The sequence below is a fragment of the Archangium sp. genome (assembly GCF_057119385.1).
Genome location: NZ_DBNGVP010000197.1, coordinates 1 through 18,890 on the forward strand (window position 1 = coordinate 1; position 18,890 = coordinate 18,890).

Annotated in this window: 17 protein-coding genes; 6 read left to right on the forward strand and 11 right to left on the reverse strand. The window is 69.6% G+C overall.

The window, feature by feature from the left end; all coding sequences use genetic code 11:
- Together AC16DP_RS45635 and AC16DP_RS45640 are read left to right on the forward strand one after the other, a co-directional pair.
- Window positions 1-667, forward strand: a 667-nt coding sequence (locus AC16DP_RS45635) for a HEAT repeat domain-containing protein (RefSeq protein WP_483957081.1), incomplete at its 5' end; no start/stop codon positions are given.
- Between the two features lie 3 nt (window positions 668-670).
- Complete coding sequence (locus AC16DP_RS45640) at window positions 671-1,801, forward strand: HEAT repeat domain-containing protein (RefSeq protein WP_329729243.1); 1,131 nt, start codon at window positions 671-673, stop codon at window positions 1,799-1,801.
- 92 nt (window positions 1,802-1,893) lie between these two features.
- On the opposite strand, the gene AC16DP_RS45645 is transcribed toward AC16DP_RS45640, so the two are convergent.
- The 3 genes from AC16DP_RS45645 to AC16DP_RS45655 all read right to left on the reverse strand — a co-directional run bounded on the left by AC16DP_RS45645 (window position 1,894) and on the right by AC16DP_RS45655 (window position 6,122).
- Window positions 1,894-4,308 (reverse strand): stalk domain-containing protein, encoded by a 2,415-nt coding sequence (locus AC16DP_RS45645; protein WP_329729244.1) that lies wholly within the window; start codon window positions 4,306-4,308, stop codon window positions 1,894-1,896.
- A 279-nt stretch (window positions 4,309-4,587) separates the two neighbouring features.
- Window positions 4,588-5,331 (reverse strand): Type 1 glutamine amidotransferase-like domain-containing protein, encoded by a 744-nt coding sequence (locus AC16DP_RS45650; RefSeq protein ID WP_329729245.1) that lies wholly within the window; start codon window positions 5,329-5,331, stop codon window positions 4,588-4,590.
- Window positions 5,328-6,122 carry a class I SAM-dependent methyltransferase gene (locus AC16DP_RS45655; RefSeq protein ID WP_329729246.1) on the reverse strand — a complete coding sequence of 265 codons (795 nt, stop codon included), beginning with the start codon at window positions 6,120-6,122 and terminating at the stop codon, window positions 5,328-5,330. Before AC16DP_RS45655 ends, AC16DP_RS45650 begins: the two co-directional genes overlap by 4 nt.
- Before the next feature lie 187 nt (window positions 6,123-6,309).
- On the opposite strand from AC16DP_RS45655, the gene AC16DP_RS45660 reads away from it, so the two are divergent.
- Complete coding sequence (locus AC16DP_RS45660) at window positions 6,310-6,795, forward strand: universal stress protein (protein ID WP_329729247.1); 486 nt, start codon at window positions 6,310-6,312, stop codon at window positions 6,793-6,795.
- Window positions 6,796-6,801: 6 nt separating this feature from the next.
- Here AC16DP_RS45660 and AC16DP_RS45665 read toward each other — a convergent pair whose 3' ends face one another.
- From AC16DP_RS45665 to AC16DP_RS45700, 8 genes are all read right to left on the reverse strand, one after another.
- A complete protein-coding gene (locus AC16DP_RS45665; protein WP_329729248.1) occupies window positions 6,802-7,209 on the reverse strand; it encodes a CBS domain-containing protein in 408 nt (135 codons plus the stop codon).
- Between the two features lie 148 nt (window positions 7,210-7,357).
- Window positions 7,358-8,113 (reverse strand): ZIP family metal transporter, encoded by a 756-nt coding sequence (locus AC16DP_RS45670; RefSeq protein ID WP_329729249.1) that lies wholly within the window; start codon window positions 8,111-8,113, stop codon window positions 7,358-7,360.
- 82 nt (window positions 8,114-8,195) lie between these two features.
- Window positions 8,196-9,515, reverse strand: a complete 1,320-nt coding sequence (locus AC16DP_RS45675) for a dicarboxylate/amino acid:cation symporter (protein ID WP_329729250.1) — start codon at window positions 9,513-9,515, stop codon at window positions 8,196-8,198.
- Between the two features lie 56 nt (window positions 9,516-9,571).
- Window positions 9,572-10,819: a COG3014 family protein gene (locus AC16DP_RS45680; protein WP_329729251.1), complete on the reverse strand. Its 1,248-nt coding sequence runs from the start codon at window positions 10,817-10,819 to the stop codon at window positions 9,572-9,574.
- Window positions 10,820-10,825: 6 nt separating this feature from the next.
- A complete protein-coding gene (gene lpoB / locus AC16DP_RS45685) occupies window positions 10,826-11,431 on the reverse strand; it encodes a penicillin-binding protein activator LpoB (protein ID WP_329729252.1) in 606 nt (201 codons plus the stop codon).
- A gap of 11 nt (window positions 11,432-11,442) precedes the next feature.
- The gene (locus AC16DP_RS45690; RefSeq protein WP_329729253.1) at window positions 11,443-12,246 is read right to left on the reverse strand and encodes a hypothetical protein; all 804 of its coding nucleotides are present in this window, start codon (window positions 12,244-12,246) and stop codon (window positions 11,443-11,445) included.
- Between the two features lie 4 nt (window positions 12,247-12,250).
- Window positions 12,251-12,826 (reverse strand): hypothetical protein, encoded by a 576-nt coding sequence (locus AC16DP_RS45695; protein ID WP_329729254.1) that lies wholly within the window; start codon window positions 12,824-12,826, stop codon window positions 12,251-12,253.
- Window positions 12,827-12,957: 131 nt separating this feature from the next.
- Window positions 12,958-14,589, reverse strand: coding sequence for a mechanosensitive ion channel family protein (locus tag AC16DP_RS45700; RefSeq protein WP_329729255.1), 1,632 nt, complete (start codon window positions 14,587-14,589; stop codon window positions 12,958-12,960).
- 170 nt (window positions 14,590-14,759) lie between these two features.
- On the opposite strand from AC16DP_RS45700, the gene AC16DP_RS45705 reads away from it, so the two are divergent.
- From AC16DP_RS45705 to AC16DP_RS45715, 3 genes are all read left to right on the forward strand, one after another.
- Window positions 14,760-15,143: a response regulator gene (locus AC16DP_RS45705; RefSeq protein WP_047859801.1), complete on the forward strand. Its 384-nt coding sequence runs from the start codon at window positions 14,760-14,762 to the stop codon at window positions 15,141-15,143.
- Between the two features lie 4 nt (window positions 15,144-15,147).
- Window positions 15,148-16,698, forward strand: coding sequence for a multiheme c-type cytochrome (locus AC16DP_RS45710; protein WP_329729256.1), 1,551 nt, complete (start codon window positions 15,148-15,150; stop codon window positions 16,696-16,698).
- 148 nt (window positions 16,699-16,846) lie between these two features.
- Window positions 16,847-18,835, forward strand: coding sequence for a LysM peptidoglycan-binding domain-containing protein (locus AC16DP_RS45715; RefSeq protein ID WP_329729257.1), 1,989 nt, complete (start codon window positions 16,847-16,849; stop codon window positions 18,833-18,835).
- Window positions 18,836-18,890: the final 55 nt, after the last annotated feature.

Below are 18,890 nucleotides of genomic sequence, written 5' to 3' on the forward strand. Positions count from 1 at the left end.
CTCCATGGCCGAGAGCCACCAGGACCCCGGCCACCAGGCCAACGCCCTCATGGCCCTGGAGACGCAGCACCGCTTCGAGCCGGCCATGCTGGAGCGCCTCACCACGCTGGCCAAGAAGGACACGCTCATCACCGGCGTGGCCATGCACACGGTGCGCTCCATCGGCCGGGTGATGGACACCGACTTCCAGCGCACCGGCCGCTTCGACCCGTACATGGGCAAGCTGCTGGAGGTGGCGCTCGACTCCACCGAGCCCAGCGTGCGCGGCCTCGCCATCGAGATGGGCACCTACCCGGACGCCCGGCTCGACGGCGCGTCGGTCCAGCAGCTGGCGAAGCTCCATCTCGAGGACCCGGACCCCGACGTGCGGGAGATGGCCGCGCTGGTGCTGTCCTCGGGACGCGACACCCAGGCGGTGCTCGAGGCCTTCCGCCAGTCCTTCCCCCAGGAGAAGAACGAGTGCGTGCGCTGGGCCATCGTCCGCTACGCGGTGCGGGCCGCGGGCGCCCGGGCCCTGCCACTGCTGAAGGACTTCGCGCGGCAGGACGCGCGCTTCCAGCAGGACTACGCCGACTTCAAGACGATGTACGAGGCGGGCCAGGTCGACTTCGACCGGGCCTTCATCGGCAAGACCATCCACCACAGCTGCGAGGCCCCGGAGGGGTAGGAGATGAGCACGGGAGCGAGGAAGAAGTGGGTGGGTGTTGGCGCGGGGCTGATCGCCGTGCTGGCGGGACTGATGCTGTGGCGCTCGGGCAGGGAGGACGGGCCCTCCGCTGAGGCGCCGGCCCCCACGGCCTCGGACAGCGCGAGCACGGGTGGCGGGCGGAAGGCTCCGGCGTCGTCGGCCTCGGCCCCCGTGGCGACCCCCCCGCCACAGGACATGCTGCGGGCGGTGCCGTGCGAGCTGGACGCGCTGGTGGAGGAGTACCGCCAGGGCAAGGGCTCACCGGCCTGGCGCCGGTATGTGATGGAGCAGCTGCGCGGCATCCTGGAGAACCTGCCGCCCGAGCAGCTGTGGGCGAAGGTGGAGGCGGAGCAGGATCCGGAGGTGCTGGAGGCGCTGACGTCCCTGTGGGTGATGCGCTTCAACCTGACGGGGGACAGCACGGTGCTGGAGCGGGTGCTGGACAAGGTGGGGCGCGAGTCGGACCCGGGGCGCAAGGCGGTGATGGTGCGGGCGCTGCGGGCCTCGGACGAGCCGGCGAGCGACGTGCTGGCGAAGGCGGAGTCCACGCGGCAGGCGTACCGGCAGTGGGTGAAGGACCCGGCGCCCGAGGTGCGCGAGGCGGTGGTGGGCAACCTGAAGGACGAGGCCGGGCGCAACTTCGGACGCACCCGGGGCGTGGCGGAGCAGGCGGTGGCGCTCGCGTCGGAGGCGGGTGATCCGAAGACGGCGGCGGGGCTGCTGAGCGCCTCCTCCATCGAGGCGGCGCGGACCCCCGCGGTGGACTCCGTGCGGCAGCTGCTCGAGAAGTCCGAGCACCCCGAGGTGCGGGCCGCGGCGGCGAAGACACTGGGCACGGTGGCGGTGGGAGAGGCCGAGCGGACGATGAAGGCGCTGACCGGGCGCTTCGCCACGGAGGGCTCCCGCGAGGTGCGGAGCGCCATCCTGGAGAGCATCGCGCGGCTGGGCCTGTCGGGCGCGGTGCCGGTGCTTCAGAAGCTCAAGGGCGTGGACCCGGCGATGGACGGGGAGCTCGACACCTGGCTCACGCTGCTGGCCTCGCAGCCGCAGACGTGGAACCTGCTGCTGCGCGACAAGCAGGCGCTGGAGCTCGGCCGGGGCCAGAAGGGCTGAGCCCCGCGGGGAGTCCCCGCTCCAGGGGCGCTCCTCCCCTCCCCCACCCGGCGGCTCATCCGGGTGGAGGCGGGGGCGTGGCTGGAGCCGTGCTACTCCGCCAACAGGTAGCTCATGTCCACCCGGGTGGTGCCCGCGGTGCCACGGCCGAGCGGATCCAACACCTGCCACATGGGCTGCGTCGCACCGGGCACCGTGCCCGTCCGGTACACGCCCGGGGTGAAGATCTCCCCGGCGCCCACCGGCCACAGGTGCACCTCGCTCTCGAAGGTCCGCCAGAACTGGGCGGTGAACTTGAACGGGGACGCGTAGGTGGTGGGGATGCAGCTGGTGCCGTTGTAGTGCGTCTTCATCTTGTTGCTGGCGAAATCGGTCAGGTAGTTGAAGACGTTGTAGACGTCGTTCGCCTTGGTGTAGCCCGGGTGGTGGTTGAAGGTGATGCCGTAGATGGACGCCAGGTCCGTCTTGAGCTGCCCGCGCTGCGCGTCCTGGTAGCCATTGGCGTACACGTCATGCGCCACCGCCTCCAGGAACAGCCGCTTCGCCACCGGCGAGCCACCGCGGTTGTTGCTGTAGTGCAGGATCTTGGCGATGGCCAGAGACGCACCGATGTTGTTGGCGCCCGTGCCCCAGCCCGAGTAGCCCAGGTAGTCACACTGGGTGGGCGCGGAGGTGTTGTTCCACGAGCCGTTGTGGGTGCGCGCGTCGATGATGAAGGAGCGCTGCCGGTCCGCCGCCGTGTAGGTGTTGAAGTACGACATGAAGCTGGAGTCGTGGCTGGCCTGGTTGGTCCGGTCCACCGAGCAGCGGAAGCCGCCCGTGGTGCTGTCGCCGTAGTAGAGCCAGTCGTCGATGCCGTAGGTGCCACCGTCGCAGCGGGCGGAGCCGCTGGCGATCTTCGTGCCGATCTGCGGCTCGCGGGTGAGCACGTGCACCTCGAAGGCGGCGGTGCCACGCGTGGTGGTCTCGGTGAGGCCCACCTCGGGGAGCTTCTGGTTGAACAGCACGCGCGTGGTGCGCAGCCCATCATAGCGGTGCTGCATGTTCGGGTTGGAGATGCGCACGTACACGGGGTACTGCACGCCCAGGGCGCGCGCGAAGGCCACCGGCATCAGCTCGTCACCTCCGAAGGAGATGGGCTGCGGGGTCAGGCCCGCGGCGGTGAGGATGCGATCATAGCGCTGCTGCAGCTCCGTCTTGATGGACTGGATGAGGCTGTTGTTGTCCGTGGTGTCACCCAGCGAGTAGAGGACGCCCTCCACCTGGATGCCCATGGCATTGAGCAGGGACAGCGTGGTGCGCAGCTTGAAGAGCTCGCGCTCGTGGCGCAGGAGGACGGCGCGGTACTTCGGATCCGAGGTGGTGGAGATGCCACCCAGGCCCATGAAGGAGCCCACCACGTAGGCCTTCCGCTTCTTCTGGATGTAGGGGAGGTAGGCGTCCGGCGTCTGCGCCACGCGATCCGGGTGCAGGAAGGCGTAGGTGGTGCGCACGGAGGACGGCAGCATCAGGTACAGGGTGCGCACCAGGGAGTCCGTCTGCCGGCGGCCGGAGAGCACGAAGGGCGGCATCGGATTCTCCGAGCGCTGGAAGTCCGCCAGGGCCGAGCCGGTGAGCGAGTAGAGGCCCGAGCTCACGATGTCGTTGTTCTCGTAGGGGACGCCGTACACCTCCGGGTTGCTCTTCATCAGGGCCACCACCTCGGCCTGCGTCTGCGAGGTCAGCCCCGCGGTGTCGATGATCCGCAGCAGCTGGTCCGTGGGCCAGTTGTTGGTGGCGCAGTTGGTGTAGCCCAACTGCTGGCAGCGCGTCCGGTAGAGCGTGGGGAAGGGCCCCACGGCGGTGGTGGTGCCGTTGAGCACGCAGTACTTCGTCTTGATGTCGAACGTGGAGCCCGTGGCGCACGAGTAGGTGCCGCCCTCGGGGCCCAGGTAGCGCGAGTCGCTGTACTGGATGTAGGTGCCGGAGGAGCCGTTCCAGTCGAAGAAGTACGTGCGGCCCGAGGTGATGGTCACCGTGCGCGTGGTGCTGTTGTAGTTCACCTGGGCGCCGGCCGCGTCCGCGATGAAAGCCGCGGGCACCAGCGTCTTGTTGTACTCCTGGGCGATGAAGGCCGCGGCACTCATCGAGATGGTGCCCGCATCCAGCCCGTAGATGGTCTTGTACGCGGTGCGGGTGCCCAGGCAGGTGATGACCTTCAGGTCATCCTTCGTCCCGGTCAGCTTGTAGGCCGGTGAGGGCTCGAACGTGATGGCCAGCCCGAGCGCGTTGTAGAGCGCCGCCATCTCCACGAAGACACGGCCGTTGATCATGAACGGCGCCACGCTCTGGTAGGTCAGCGGCTGCCCATTCACCAGCACCGTGACGGGATCCTGCGGGAAGTAGCCACTGATGGGCCGCACCGTCGACTCATCCACCCCAGCGGGACATTGGGCGTGGGACGTGGAGCTGGCCAGCGCCGTGGTCAGCGCCAGCGCCAGCCCCACAAAACCATACAGATTCCTCATTTCACGAAATCTCCAGGAAAATTTGAAAATGGACGTACCCGGGGATTCCTATGAACCAAGACTATAAATCGCAAGTGACAAGTTCATACGCCGGGAGAACCGCCGCCGCGGCTGGAGATTGACGATGGATTGACGATGGACTGACGATGGATTGACGATGGGCCTTGAGCGGTGCGCCGCGTGGCCAGGAAGCAGGCATCACTGCCGACGGCTACTTCCAGTGGAGGCGGCGGGAATCGAACCCGCCGCCTGGATGGAACGTGTGCAGGTCCACGGCTGTCATTGAAGAAGCGAGGAAGGCAGCAGCCGCACCTCGCCCCGGTAGGGCTCTCGCGGTGGGTAGAGCAGCGTCTCGCGCAACGCGCCCTCCTCGTGGCGCAGCTCGACCAGCGGGTGGCGCACCGGCTCCAGGCTCTGGTCCGGGTGCAGCAGGGCCCCTCCCCCGGCGGGAATGCCAATCCCTCGCACTCCCGGGCCGGCCTCCCGCACGGCGCGCTTCAACTCCGCCCACTCTGGCTGCTCGTGCGCCCCCACGATGAACGGGGCCAGTCCGAGCACCGGGAACAGCGCCGACGCACCGGGCCCGGACTCACTCCACGCCCGCTCTCCGAGCTGCATCGCTCCCGCGGAGATGCCCATGAGCACCGCGCCGTCCAGGTAGCGCTGCCGGAGCACGGGCTCCAGGCCGTTCTCACGGAAGCTCTCCCACCCCAACAGTGGATCTCCCCCCGCCAGCAGGATGACGTGCGCTCCCGCGAGCCACTCGCGGTCCTCGTCCGTGGGCCTCGAGGGAATCATCCGGCAGTGGGTGATGCCCGCCAGCTCCATCGCCGCGGTGAAGAGCTCGAAGAAGGCGGGCACGTCTCCGTTCGACGCGCCCAGGTAGGCCGCCTGGATGGGCGGCACCGCGAGGTCCGCCCCCGTCAGCACGCGCAGGCAGTCCAGGAACGGCTTGTCCCCCACGCGCCAGAACAGCAGCGAGCTGTCCGCGAGCAGGAACAGCGGCTTGAGCGGTGTCTTCATTCGGAGCTCTTCGCGGGTTGCAGGACGAAGATGCTGTCGAGCCGGATCTCCCCCCGCTTGCGCGGCGTGTCCACCTGGTAGTCGAAGTCGAAGACCTCCACCACCCGAAGGCCCGCCCGGCGGAACAGGCGCCTCGCCTGCGCCAGGTCGTACGTGCGGAAGTACCAGTGCGTCTCGATGAGCAGGTCCTTCCCCGGCCCCGTTATCCGCAGCCGGTTGCGCATCTCCGAGCGTCTCTGGCGGCGCTCCGGCAGCCCCTCATGGGTGTTGCACACCACCGTGTCCTTCCCCAGCCGCTCCACCCAGCGCTCATGCTCCGGCTTGCGCCGGGCGTAGTGCGTGAGGTGGAAGCCGAGCACGTACAGGCCCTCGGGCTTCAGCAGCCGCCGCGTCCCCTCCAGGTGCGCCAGCGCCGCCGCCTCGCTGTCGAGGTAGCGGAACGTGGACACCAGGTTGAACGCCAGGTCCACCTGCCCTTCCAGCTCCGGCCGGTGGAATGTCTCCATGCGCGAGGTGTGGAGGCGCACCCGCCGGCGCTGCGCCGGAGTCAGGCGCTGGCGCGCGTGGGCCAGCATCTTCTCGGAGATGTCGTAGCCCACCACCTGGCAGCCCCGGCGCGCGGCCTCGGCCACCAGCCGCCCCGCTCCGCACGCGGGCTCCAGCAGCCGCTTGCCGCCCGTGCCGTAGCGGCGGCCCACCTCCAGCAGGAAGTCCATCTCCCGCTCGGTGTCCGTGCCGAAGATGGCTTCGTAATACTCGGGATGATCGTACCAGTCGGAGAGTCGTTCCATGGGCGCGGTGCCGCGCTGGCGGCGGCGCGCATCCTCGGCGCATCGGGCCGAAAAGCAAGCATGGCCGCGCGCCATGCGGCCAACCTCCGGCGTCCACCGCATGGACGGCCCACAACGGCCTCATGGCGCATGTTCCATGAAGGCACTGGTGTCGCGGACCCTCGGGTCCGCTCGCAGGGAGACAGCCATGATGGCCCAACCCATCCGCCGCATCCTCGTGGCCACCGACTTCTCGGAATATTCGCGGCGCGCCATGCAGTACGCCCTCTCGCTCGCAGAACGGATGGGCGCCTCCATCGATCTGCTTCACGTCTGGGAGCCCCCCCCGCACCTGGAATCGGAGAGCCTGGTGATGATTCCCGGGGACCCGGGATCGCAATTGGAATCGACGGGCCTCGCCCATGCCGGCCGGCTGCTGCACGCCTGGTCCGAGCAGTACCACTCCAGCTCCGTGCCCCTGCGGGTCCACCTGGAGCGGGGGCCCGCCGCCGACACCATCCTCCGGATCGCGAACACTGGCTATGACCTGGTGGTGATGGGCACCCATGGGCGCACCGGGCTCGCCCGGCTCTTCATGGGCAGTGTGGCGCAGAAGGTCGTGGCCCGGGCCACCTGCCCCGTGCTGACGGTGCACGGCATGGAAGAGGAGCAGGAGGCCCTGCCAGTGGGGTGAGCCGTCTCAGTGCCGCTCGTCCTTGTCCAGCAGGCGGCCCGCGAGCCGGATGAGATCCGTCTCGGTGATGATGCCCACCAGCCGGTCCCCGTCCTCCACCACCGGCACGCAGCCGAACTTGCGGTCGAGCAGCTTGTGGATCGCCTCGCGCACCGAGCTCCGGGGCCGCAGCGTCTCCGGCGCGCGCGTCATGATGTCCCGCACCTGCACCGGGGGCGAGCCCGGGCTGCGCTCGTGACGTGCCAGGGCTCGAATCAGGTCCCGATGGCTCACCAGCCCGACGAGCTTCCCGTCCTTCACCACGGGCAGATGGCGGATGTCGTGTTCTGCCAGCAGGTCATCTCCCCGGACGACGTCATCGTCCTCCTTCAGGGTGACCAGCTGCCGGGCCATCAGTTCATCAACGGTGAGCATGGGGGTCCTCGCGGTCGCTCCAGGTCCACGACTCAGGGTGCGACCTCGGAAGGTCCCTTGCAGCCCGGGAACCCGCGGCCGGGCCGGGGCCACGTCCACCGGCTGTCCACCGGGCGGCCAGCCGTTCCGCCCCATGCCCGGGCGGGGCTCAGTGGCCGGGGTGCCCGGTCACCTGCGCGAGCGCCAGCATCAACAGCAGGCCCGCCGCCAGCGCCACCAGGTTGCGCCCCCGGTTGTCCTTGCCGTGCCGGTTCACGTGCGGCAGCAGGTCCGACACCGCCACGTAGAGGAACGTGCCCGCCGAGAAGGCCAGCGCCCTCGGGGCCAGGGACTCGAAGCGCAGCACCGCGTCGAAGGCGAAGTACAGCACCGCCCCCACCGGCACCATCAGCCCGTACAGCACCGCGTAGACCAGGATGCGTCCCGAGCTCTTCCCCTCGGTCTTGAGGATGGACGCCAACGAGAGCGACGACGGAATCTTGTGCGAGGTGATGGCCAGCAGCGCCATCAACCCCACGCCTTCCTTCACCGCCGAGCCCAGCGCCACGCCGTCGAACAGCGTGTGCGCCGACAGCCCCAGGAACGCCGTCAGTCCCAGCGTGTTCCCGTGCATGTGCTCCTCGCACTCCGGCGGCTCCTCGCACGCGTGCGTCAGCACGTACCGCTCGAGCACCATCAGGAACACGAAGCCCGCGGGCACCAGCGCGAAGGCCCAGAAGCCTCCGCCGTGGTACGCCTCCGGCAGCATGTGGAAGAAGGCCGCCCCGAACATCACCCCCGCCGCGAACGCCAGGAACGTCACCAGCCGCGTCGGCTTCCGGGTGAACACCACCGCCAGCGCGCCCACGATGGCGCCCAGCAGGATGATCAGCGAATAGGTGGAGAGGGCTACCGCGAGAGACATGGGGGGCCCGACACCTAGCACAGATTGGTGTCGTGGGTAGGAGGGGGCATACACTGCGTTGAATCCAGGAGACGAGCCCCCCTCACCCGGCCCTCTCCCCAAGCGCGACAGGGAGGGGAGGCGCTTGCAGGGCCTCCTCGAAGGCCTTGCGGTCCAGCCCCCCTTCCCAGTTGGACACCACGACGGTGGCCACGGCGTTGCCGATGAAGTTGGTCAACGCGCGGCACTCGGACATGAAGCGATCGATGCCGAGGATGAGCGCCATGCCGGCGATGGGCACCGAGGGCACCACCGACAGGGTGGCCGCGAGGGTGATGAAGCCCGCGCCCGTCACGCCCGCCGCGCCCTTGGAGCTCACCATGGCCACCAGCAGCAACAGCACCTGCTGGCCGAGGCTCAACTCGGTGTTGGTCGCCTGGGCGATGAAGAGCGCCGCCAGCGTCATGTAGATGTTGGTGCCATCGAGGTTGAAGGAGTAGCCGGTGGGCACCACCAGGCCGACGATCTGCTTGGGGCAGCCCGCCCGCTCCATCTTCTCCAGCAGGCTGGGCAGCGCGGCCTCGGACGAGCTGGTGCCGAGCACGAGCAGCAGCTCCGCCCGGAGGTAGCGGATGAGCCGCAAGACGGAGAAGCCGTTGTAGCGGGCCACCAGCCCCAGCACCCCGAGCACGAAGACGACCGACGTCAGGTAGAAGGTGAGCACGAGCGCCGCCAGGTTCACCACCGAGCCGATGCCGTACTTGCCGATGGTGAAGGCGAACGCGCCGAAGGCCCCGATGGGCGCGGCCTTCATGAGGATGCCCACCAGCCGGAAGAAGGCGTGGCTCAGCGACTCGAGCAGCTGCAGCGTGGGCCGGGCCTTCTCTCCAATCATCGCCAGGGCGATGCCGAAGAGCACGGAGACGAACAGCACCTGGAGGATGTCGCCCTCGGAGAAGGCGCTCACCACCGTGTTGGGGATGATGTTGAGCAGGAACTTCACCAGCGACTGCTCATGCGCCTTGGCGGCGTAGTTGCTCACCTCGCCCGCGGAGGTGAGGGTGCTCGGGTCGATGTTCATCCCCTGCCCCGGCCGCACCACGTTGGCGATGACCATGCCCACCACGAGGGCCAATGTCGAGAAGGTGAGGAAGTAGGCGAAGGCCTTCGCGGCCACGCGGCCCACCTTGTTCAGGTCCGAGGAGCCCGCGATGCCCGTCACCACCGTGAGGAAGATGACGGGGGCGATGACCATCTTCACCAGCTTGATGAAGCCGTCCCCCAGGGGCTTCAGCGACGCGCCGAAGCCCGGGGAGAAGTGGCCGAGCAGCGCGCCCAGGGCGATCGCCACGAGCACCTGGACGTAGAGGTGCCGGTGGAGTCCGCGGGGCGCGGGCGTGGCCCGCAGGTCCTGTACGGCCATGGAGGGAGGTTCCTTGGGAAGTGGGGGGCTGGAGCGTATCTCGCGGCGGGGAGCGGTCAATCGTAGCGGCGGAGCACGAGGATGCGCACGCGGCCAGGCTGGACCTCGACCTCCCGCTCGGTGCGCAGGCCCTCGGCCTCCACCGTCACGGTGTGCCGCCCCGCTGGCAACCGGAAGCGCGCCAGCTGGAACTCCGCCGGCAGCGACATCCACGAGCGCAGGTCCGGCTGGTTCATCGTGTTCAGCAGCAGGAACGTCAGCGCCCCCACTTCCTTGCTCTTCGTCAGCGCGCCCGCCCCCGCCGCCACACCCGCCTTGGCCACGGCCCCGGCCACCTGCCTGGCGAGCATCCGGCCGATGCGCTCGTTCAGGTGCACCTTCGCCACGTCCGCCAGCGACGTCACCGTCACCGCCCGCTGGCCGCGCTCCCCCACCCAGACCCGCGCCAGGCCCGGGCGGCCCCGGTCCCGGAACACCGGCACCTGGATGAGATCGTGCGTCTCCAGCCTCCGGTCCACGGGCTCCTTCTCCGGCGCCAGCCCCGCCTCCACCACCACCAGCACCTGCCCCTCGCCCGGGCCCAGCGGCTCGTGCGCCACGTCCGGGAAGCGCTTGCGCAGCCGCTCGTACTCGTCCAGCCGCCCCGTCTTCTTCGCCAGCCTCAACAGCGGCTCCGCCAGCGGCCCCAGCCCCGGCTCCAGCTCGAGCGCCTTCGCGTAGTCGATGTACGCCGAGTCCCACTCCCGCTGGTCCTCGTACAGCACGCCGCCGAGGTAGCGCGCGATGGCGAGCTGCTCGTACGGCTTCTTCTCCTCGGTGATCATCTTCCGCAGCCGCTCGTTCACCCGGCGGACCTCGACGAGGGCTTCCTCGTCCTGGCCCAGCTGCGCGTAGTTGAGCGCCTGCAGCACGGAGATCATCAACCGCTCGAAGTCCTCGCCCCGGTAGGCGCGCTCCCGCTCGTTGGTGAGGAGCGTCCCGGCCTCCTCGCTCACCGAGACGACGTCCAGCTCCGAGGCCAGCCGATCCGCCTCCGCCAGCACCTGGATGCTGTCGCGCCACCGCCCCGCGGCATGCAGCACCATGCCCCGGTCCAGCAGCACCAGCAGCGCGTCCTTGCCCGTGCCGTGCTTCGCCACCGCGTCCAGCTCGGTCAGCGCGAGCTCGTACGACTCGCGCTCGTACGCGGTGCGCAGGTTGCGCGTGCGCGCGACGTAGTCCCCCGCGCAGCCGGACAGCAGCACCAGGCCCGCCAGCACGAGCACGGTACTTCCCAGCCCCCTGTGACGGCGCGAGTCGCTCATGGCCGGCTACCAGGAGATGGGCTTCCGCTCGAACTTCTTGCGGATCTCCTTCTCGTCTGTCCACTCCACGATGCCCGTGCGCACGTTGTTCAGCTTCACGGTCATCTTGTAATAGACGAGCTTGTCGTTGCCGACCTGCTGGACGATGGAGGCGAGCTCTCCGGTGAGCAGGTAGTCCGCGCTGGCCTGCTCGCCCGGGCCCTTGGCCGAGTCGGGGCGCACGTAGCCGGACTGCTGGTACTCGTACTCCTCGGCCAGGTCCTCGCGCGCCGCCTTGTCGAGCAGGGCGAACCGGCCCGTCTGCGCCAGCCCCGTCTGGATCTTGTCCCCCAGCGAGACCATGTCGATGTGCTCGGACGTCTTGTTCTTCAGCCGGCCCACCAGCACCACGGGCAGCTGCGGCCCGGGGGGCTGGGAGAAGCGCGGCGAGGCGGCCAGCGAGTTCACCATCTTCTTGGCGATGAGCTGCAGGTCGTTCTCGTTGAACTGATCCGACAGCATCTCGATGGTGTTCGGGTCCTCGTAGGTGCCGCGGGTGAAGGCGCGAGGCCCTCCGCAGGCGGTGGCGAGGAGCCCGGCGAGCGAGGCGGAGACGATGAGACGGGTCTTCATGGCGAGCACTCCTAGTTCCATTCGCATTCGAAGCGGCTGCCCTGGAAGTTCCACTTGTAGGTCAGCACCGCGTCGCGCTTGTACCCGGCCGTCAGCCGGCAGAGGCTCTGCAGGGACGAGCGCGGGTAGTCGAAGGTGTAGAGCTGGGCCTTGGCCCGCTCGGCGCCGGTGAGCTGCGAGGGGTGGGTGAGCGTCGGGCTGGCGCTGGCCACCACCATCACCCGGTGCGGGCCGTACGTCTTGAGCGGCACCTGCCCGGCCAGCTGGATGCGGCGCACCGTGCGGGCGCGCAGGATGTCGCTGCGGTCCACCATCGTCTCGTGCTGGTTCTGGCGCGCGAGCAGCTCCGGGAGGTTGGCCGTGAAGACGCGCGTCACCTCCCCGTCCTCCACGAAGAAGTAGAGGAAGCCCTCGCGCGCCGTGCGGCTCTCGCCGGTGAAGTCCAGCGTCACCAGCAAGTCCAGCGCCCGGTTGGGCCGCAGCGCGTGGGTGGACACCGCGTCCAGCACGCCCTTGGGCACGCCGGCTTCCTTGAGGCGGATGAGCCCGTCCGCGCTCGCGTCGCAGGCGCAGCGGCGCTGTTCGATCATCTTCACCAGCTGGGCCTCGTCGAAGCCCGCCTTCGCCAGCTTCGCCACCTCTTCATCGGTGAGCGGGAGCTGGTCCGTGCGTTCGTAGATGCGCGGCAGCTGGTTGGGGTCCCACTGGATGATGTTGTACGTCTGCGTCTGGCCCGGGAAGGGAAGCACGGGCACGGGTTGCCGCACCTGTCCGGTGGCGAGCGCGATCACTGCGGCGAGAGCGTGGGCGAGCATGGCGTCAGAACCTGTACCCGACGTTCATGAACAACCGGTTCATGATGCCGCGAAAGTCCCCGGAGCCGACAATGGGAACGTCCAGCGCATAACCCAGGCCGAGCACCAGCCGCTCGTTGGCCGCGAACAGGTCCACGCCCACCTGGGGCGACAGCCCGAAGCGCAGGCCCGTGTCGGGGATGAAGAAGCCGCCGGCCTTGAGGCCCACGTTCAAGCTCACCGGGAAGCCGTAGGTGCGGAAGCGCGGGCCCGCCAGCACGCTCCACTGGCCGTTCTGCAGCACGTAGGCACCGCTCAGGTCGAACTGGTACCACTCCGCGCCCCAGAGCGAGGCGGTACCGCCGAAGAACAGCGGCACGCTTCCCCGGCGCACCGTGGTCGCATCGGCGGCGAACGCCGCGCCCCAGTTGAACTCGAGAGAGAACCGGCTGTCCGAGGACCGGGAGTACCCTCCCTTGCCGTACTCGGAGCCCTCCGGTCCATCGGTGCGGCCCCGCTGCTGGGCCCGCGCCGGCAAGGGCGCCATCATCACCGCGGCCGCCAACGAGGCGGCTCCCCACAACCAGGCAAGACGCTTCATCACAGGCTCCACCCTCTGGTGCACCCGGCCAGGTCTGGCAACCCCGGGTGCGTCAACCACTCCCCCAGACGCGCGGGGGGCGGAGCCTATTCACGCCTCGGGCTGGCGGAGCCGGCGCTCTGTCCGCTGTCCTACGCCCGGGGCGTGGTGGGAGGAGCCGGTGGAGCCTGCTCGCCCGCCGGGGCGGGGGCGGGCTGCGGGGCCGCCGGACGGGACTCGGTGCGCGTGGTGGGCAGCCACTCGGGCCGCGCGCGCAGGTACGCCATCAGCTTCTCGCGCACCAGCGCCCTCAAGTCGAAGAGGTTGGACGGGTGGGCGCTCAACAGCACGCGCACCTGCAGCGTCCGGTCCAGCACGTCCTCCACCACCACGGTGGCCACCTTCCCGTCCCACAGCGCCTTGCCATCGGTGTCCAGGATGCGCCGCAGCTCCGCGCGCAGCGCGTCCATGTCCGTCGAGAAGTCCGCCAGCAGCTTCACCGGGCCCAGCATGCTCTGCCCGCCCTTGCTCCAGTTCTGGAAGGGCTTGTCGAGGAAGTGCGGAATGGGGATGACCAGCCGCCGCTCGTCCCACACCTTCACCACCACGTACGTGAGGGTGATCTCCTCCACCGTGCCGAACTCGTTCTCCACCACCACCTGGTCTCCAATCCGGATGGGCTGGGTGATGGACAGCTGGATGCCGGCCAGCAGCGAGGAGATGGACTTCTGCGCGGCCAGACCGATGACGAGGCCCGCGATACCGGCCGAGGCCAGCAGCGACACGCCCACGTTGCGCACCGTCTCGAACTGCATGAGCAGCAGCGCCGCCGCGATGAGGTAGGTGGCCGCCTCGAACACGGAGCGCAGCACCGCCAGCTGGGTGTGCAGCCCGCGCGCTCGCGAGGCGTCCTTGCCCTCCTTCGTCACCGACTGCTGGACGAACTGCGCCGTCACCCGGAGGAAGCGCAGGATGAACCACGCCACCGACACGATGAGCAGCGTGGTGAAGAGGTGCGATGCCAGGAACCGGGCCGTGGGCGGCAACAGCAGCAGCGTCGCCCCCAGGGCCCCGAGCAGCGCGAAGTACAGCAGCCGCATGGGCCCCTTGCACGCGGGCACCAGCGCATCGTCCCAGCCGTTGCGCGTCCACTTCGCCAGCTGCCCCAGCACCTTCAGGGAGAGCTTCTCCAGCACCACGCACAGCAGCCCCGCCCCCAGCACCGTCAGCACCAGGCCCAACCACTGCCACAGCTCCATCCCCAGCACCGGCTTCTCGAAGAACCACGGCGGCAGCACCTCGCCCAGCGTGGACGGCCCGTACGCCTCGTAGAGCGGATCAATCGCCCGCACCGTCGCCTCGCTGAACACCCACACCCGCCCACCCGCGGCGGGGACGTGGGCCAGGCGGATGGGGTAGGAGGCCTCGCCCACGGTGAGGACGGCGATCTGGTCGAAGCGGGTGCCCTCCGCGTCCCCCTGGGGCTCCTTGCTCAGGGTGGTCAGGGCGGTGGGCAGCTTGTGGTCCAGGACGAACTTGAGCCGCCGGGCCAGCACGGCGCCCCGGGCCTTCTGCTCGGCGGGGGGGATGAAGTCCAGGTCCAGGTAGTGCGCGGCCAGCTCGTAGTCCCCCCGGTGCACGGCGGCGGAGAAGCCCTGGGCGGCGGCATAGGGCGTCTGCCGGTCCAGCAAGGGGGGCTCCCCGAGGCCCGCGTTGAGGGCCCAGGCCCTCGGCAGCAGGAGGACGGACAGCACCAGGCACAGTCCAGTCAGAGCGCGACGCATGGCCGCCTTAGTGCCCACCCCCGTCCCGCCGGGCAACACCAATGTGCCGCCGGGCCGCTCGTCCTCCAGGGTAGCTGACGACTCGTGCCCCGGTGGATTCCACCCCCACGAGAAAGCCTTGGAGTCATCGGAGCCCTGGGCTAGAAAAGGCCGCCCAGGAAGAGGTTGCCGTGCAAGAGAAGCGAAAGATCCTCCTCATCGACGACAGCGAGATCACCCTCGCCATGGAGAAGGCCGTGCTGGAAGCGCGCGGCTACGAGGTCATCGCCACGTCGACGTTGATGGAGTTCGAGAAGACCCTGCAGACGTGGAAGCCGGACCTCATCCTCACGGACATCCACATGCCCGAGGCCAAGGGCACGGACATCTGCCGGACGCTGAAGAACGAGTACGGCACCCAGGACATCCCCATCATCCTCTTCTCCAGCCTCCCGGATGACGAGCTGAGCAAGCTGGCCGAGCAGGTCGGCGCCGACGGCAGCCTGTCCAAGGTGAACGGACTGGAGAAGATGGGTGAGAAGATCGACGAGCTGGTACAGAGCATCATCTGGTGAAGCGGTGAAGCGGCTCGTCACCGGACTGGCCCTGCTGGCGGCGCTCTCAGGGTGCTCGCGCAGCAAGGAGTCCCGTCCCGCCGAGCCACCGGCCGCCTCGCAGGGAAACACCGCCGCCCGGGAGGACGCGCCGGGAGCCATCCTCTTCGTGTCCGCGGACGTGCGCGGCTACCTGGGCCCTTGCGGCTGCAGCGAGAACATGCGCGGAGGCATCGCGCGCGCGGCGGCGCAGGTGAAGGAGGCGCGCAAGGGCGCCCTGCCCGTCCTCTACGTGGACGGCGGTGACAGCCTCTTCGGAGAGAAGGAGCTGAAGCCGGAGCAGGTGCCGCAGGAGGAGCGCAAGGCGCGGGCGCTCGCCGAGGCCATGAAGGACATGGGCCTCGTGGTGCGCGCGGCGGGTGAGCTGGACGACACGCGCGGCGCCGCCTTCCGCCAGGGGCTGGGACTGCCCGAGCTGGAGCCCGGCGGCGTGAAGGTGCTGGCCGCCGGGGCGCGCAAGGTGGGCGTGGTGGGTGCGGCGGACGCGGCGGGGCTGAAGCAGGCCGCGGCCAGGGCCCGTGCCGGGGGCGCCCAGTTCGTGCTGGGCCTCTTCCACGGCACCATGCAGCAGGCCCAGCAGGCCGCGGCCACGCCGGAGCTGGGAGTGGACCTGGTGGTGGCCACGCACACCGACTCCGAGTTCGACGGCGAGGAGAACAAGCCCGCGCGGGACGTGCCCGTCGTCGCGCTGCAGAGCAAGGGCCGCTCGCTGCTGCGCGTGGACCTGGCCTACGGCGCGAAGCCGGGCCCCTTCACCCTCCAGAAGACGGCGGCGGACACCGAGCGCGAGGCCTCCTCCCTCGAGCGGCGTCTGGCGCTCATGGACAAGGAGATCAACCTCCCGGGCCTCTCCCCGGAGCGCAAGCAGCTGCTGCAGCAGAAGGTGCAGGAGCTGGTGGCGCGCCGGCAGGCCCTGCTCACCGCGCCAGTGGCGGCGGCCGGCGAGGGCGACAGCTTCTCGGTGCGCTTCGTCCCCCTGGAGTCCACCCTCCCCTCGGATCCCCAGGCCCTGAAGGTGGTGACGGCCTACGACGCGGACGTGGGGAAGATGAACCTCGAGTGGGCCAGGGCACACGGCCAGGACTGCCCGGCTCCGGAGAAGGGCCAGGCCGCCTTCGTGGGCAACGCCTCGTGCGCCGAGTGCCACGCGGAGTCCTTCCCGCTGTGGGAGTCCTCCAAGCACAGCCACGCCTGGAAGTCGCTGGAGGACGCGGGCAAGCAGTTCCACCTCAACTGCACCGGCTGCCACGTCACCGGCTGGGAGAAGCCCGGCGGGGTGTGCCGCCTGGACAAGGTGGCCGGCCGCGAGAACGTGGGCTGCGAGAGCTGCCACGGCCCGGGCTCGCTCCATGCCGAGGACCCGTCCGACGCCAACATCATCGCCCGCCCGGGGCAGGACGTGTGCGTCACCTGTCACAACCGGGAGAACTCTCCCTACTTCGACTTCGCCACCTACGTGCCGAAGATCCTCGGTCCCGGCCACGGCCAGCCACCGGCAGTGAAACCGAAACCTTGAAACACATCCAGGCGGTGTGTTTCTTCCCGTTGGCACCATCCAAGGGGAAGATGGCCCGCCCGGATGCTTGTTTGAGTGAAGCGAAAAGCATCGAACACTCGAGTCCCCCATCAACCCGGCCCCTCCAGCAGCCGGCTCCCAGGTGACCATGCCGCCCTTCAGCCTGATCTTCCTGGTCCTCTCGTCCGTCCCGCCCGCCAAGGAGGCGGTGCCGATGCCTCCGCCGCCCCCCGGGATGCGGGTGCTCGGCGCGCAGGACAAGCAGTTGCTGGCGGGGGCCGCCACGGCCCGGGCCCAGGAGCCCGAGGCGGAAGTCCCTGTCCAGTCCGCCGACGAGGTGCTGGAGGACCTGCGCAACGAGTCCACCGAGGCCGCCGACGGCGAGGAGCCCACGGAGGAGTCCACCGAGCTCGAGGAGATGCGGGCGCTGGAGGGCGCCACGCTGGACCCGGGTGCCCGGCCCAACGCCGAGGTGCTCCAGTCGCTGCGCCGGCTGGGCCTGGCCAACCCGCTGCGCCAGCGCATGCTGGACGCGTTGGAGGAGCCCACCTTCCGCGAGGACGAGGAGCTGGGCGAGCTGCCCCTCATCACCGACCTGTCCAGCTTCGACGTGGCGCGGGTGCAGCCCAAGTACGACATCCCGGTGGAGATGCAGCCGCTGGTGGCCCAGTACATCCAGTTCTTCCAGGGCCCGGGCCGCAAGTGGTTCCGCAAGTGGGTGAGCCGCTCCACGCGCTACCTGCCGGTGATGCAGCCCATCCTCGAGGCCCAGGGGCTGCCGCGCGACACGGTGTACCTGGCGATGATCGAGAGCGGCTTCTCCCCCACCGCCTACTCGTGGGCGCACGCCTCGGGCCCCTGGCAGTTCATCTCCAGCACCGGCCGCCAGTACGGGCTGCACCAGGACTTCTGGGTGGACGAGCGCAGGGATCCCATCAAGGCCACCTACGCGGCCGCGCGCTACCTGAAGGACCTCTACAAGGAGCTGGGCCACTGGTACCTGGCGTGGGCCGGCTACAACACCGGCAGCGGCCGGGTGCGCCGGCTGGTGGAGCGCCACGGGACGGATGACTTCTGGGTCATCTCCGCCGAGAAGGGGCTGGCCACGGAGACGAAGCACTACGTGCCCAAGCTCATCGCCGCGGCGCTCATCGCCAAGCACCCGGCGGCCTTCGGCTTCTCCGAGGACGAGTTCGTCTACGAGCAGGCGCTCCGCTTCGACGAGGTGAAGATCACCGACGCCACGGACCTGGACGTCATCGCCCGGGCGGCGGGGGTGTCCGTGACGGACATCCAGGAGCTCAACCCCGAGCTGCGGCGCTGGTGCACCCCGCCGGCGAGCGCGAAGAACCCCTACGTGCTGCGCCTGCCCCAGGGCACGGCCCCGCGCTTCGCGGAGAACTTCCCCCGCATCGCGCCCAAGGATCGGCTCACCTTCCGCGTCCACAGGGTGAAGCGCGGCGACACGCTGTCGCAGATCGCCCTCACCTACGGCACGGCGCCCGAGGCCATCCTGCAGATGAACCAGCTCAAGAGCGTGCGGACGCTGAGGCTGGGGGCGGAGCTGGTGGTTCCGGTGCCGGCCGGGCGTGGGGCCAAGGCGGACGCGGACAGCGCGCTGGCGCGCAAGGTGGCGCAGGCCCGGCGCAGCGGCGTGACGGTGATGCGTCCCGAGGACGAGGTGCCCGCCGGCACGCCGCGCGGCCCCGTGGCCACCGGCCCCATCAAGACGGAGAGCCTCAACGGCCGCAAACGCATCACCTACGGCGTGCAGTCGGGGGACAGCCTGTGGGCCATCGCCCAGCGCTTCCAGGTGAACGTGGAGGACATGCGCAAGTGGAACAACCTCTCGGTGCGCGCCAGCAAGAAGGCCCTGAAGGTGGGCTCGGTGCTGTACGTGTGGCCGGACAGCGCGCCCAAGCAGGTGGTGGAGCGCGCGGGCACCGTCATCGCCCAGCGCGCCCCGGCCGCCAACGCGGGCCGCCCCGGCGCCGTGCACGAGCTGGCCGCGGGCGAGTCCATCTGGAGCGTCGCCCAGCGCTACGGCGTGACGGTGGAAGACATCAAGCGGTGGAACAACATCAAGGACACCACGCGCCTGCCCACCGGTCTGCGGCTCGTGGTGAAGGCCCCGTAGGGCCCCTGCCCGGCCCCGGCCGCCAGGCGGAGCCCGGGGCGCATGGCCACACCGT

Coding starts and splice junctions, on each gene's coding strand:
- AC16DP_RS45640 (WP_329729243.1), top strand. CDS start 671: ATGAGCACGGGAGCGAGGAAGAAGTGGGTGGGTGTTGGCGCGGGGCTG.
- AC16DP_RS45645 (WP_329729244.1), bottom strand. CDS start 4,308: ATGAGGAATCTGTATGGTTTTGTGGGGCTGGCGCTGGCGCTGACCACG.
- AC16DP_RS45650 (WP_329729245.1), bottom strand. CDS start 5,331: ATGAAGACACCGCTCAAGCCGCTGTTCCTGCTCGCGGACAGCTCGCTG.
- AC16DP_RS45655 (WP_329729246.1), bottom strand. CDS start 6,122: ATGGAACGACTCTCCGACTGGTACGATCATCCCGAGTATTACGAAGCC.
- AC16DP_RS45660 (WP_329729247.1), top strand. CDS start 6,310: ATGATGGCCCAACCCATCCGCCGCATCCTCGTGGCCACCGACTTCTCG.
- AC16DP_RS45665 (WP_329729248.1), bottom strand. CDS start 7,209: ATGCTCACCGTTGATGAACTGATGGCCCGGCAGCTGGTCACCCTGAAG.
- AC16DP_RS45670 (WP_329729249.1), bottom strand. CDS start 8,113: ATGTCTCTCGCGGTAGCCCTCTCCACCTATTCGCTGATCATCCTGCTG.
- AC16DP_RS45675 (WP_329729250.1), bottom strand. CDS start 9,515: ATGGCCGTACAGGACCTGCGGGCCACGCCCGCGCCCCGCGGACTCCAC.
- AC16DP_RS45680 (WP_329729251.1), bottom strand. CDS start 10,819: ATGAGCGACTCGCGCCGTCACAGGGGGCTGGGAAGTACCGTGCTCGTG.
- lpoB (WP_329729252.1), bottom strand. CDS start 11,431: ATGAAGACCCGTCTCATCGTCTCCGCCTCGCTCGCCGGGCTCCTCGCC.
- AC16DP_RS45690 (WP_329729253.1), bottom strand. CDS start 12,246: ATGCTCGCCCACGCTCTCGCCGCAGTGATCGCGCTCGCCACCGGACAG.
- AC16DP_RS45695 (WP_329729254.1), bottom strand. CDS start 12,826: ATGAAGCGTCTTGCCTGGTTGTGGGGAGCCGCCTCGTTGGCGGCCGCG.
- AC16DP_RS45700 (WP_329729255.1), bottom strand. CDS start 14,589: ATGCGTCGCGCTCTGACTGGACTGTGCCTGGTGCTGTCCGTCCTCCTG.
- AC16DP_RS45715 (WP_329729257.1), top strand. CDS start 16,847: ATGCCGCCCTTCAGCCTGATCTTCCTGGTCCTCTCGTCCGTCCCGCCC.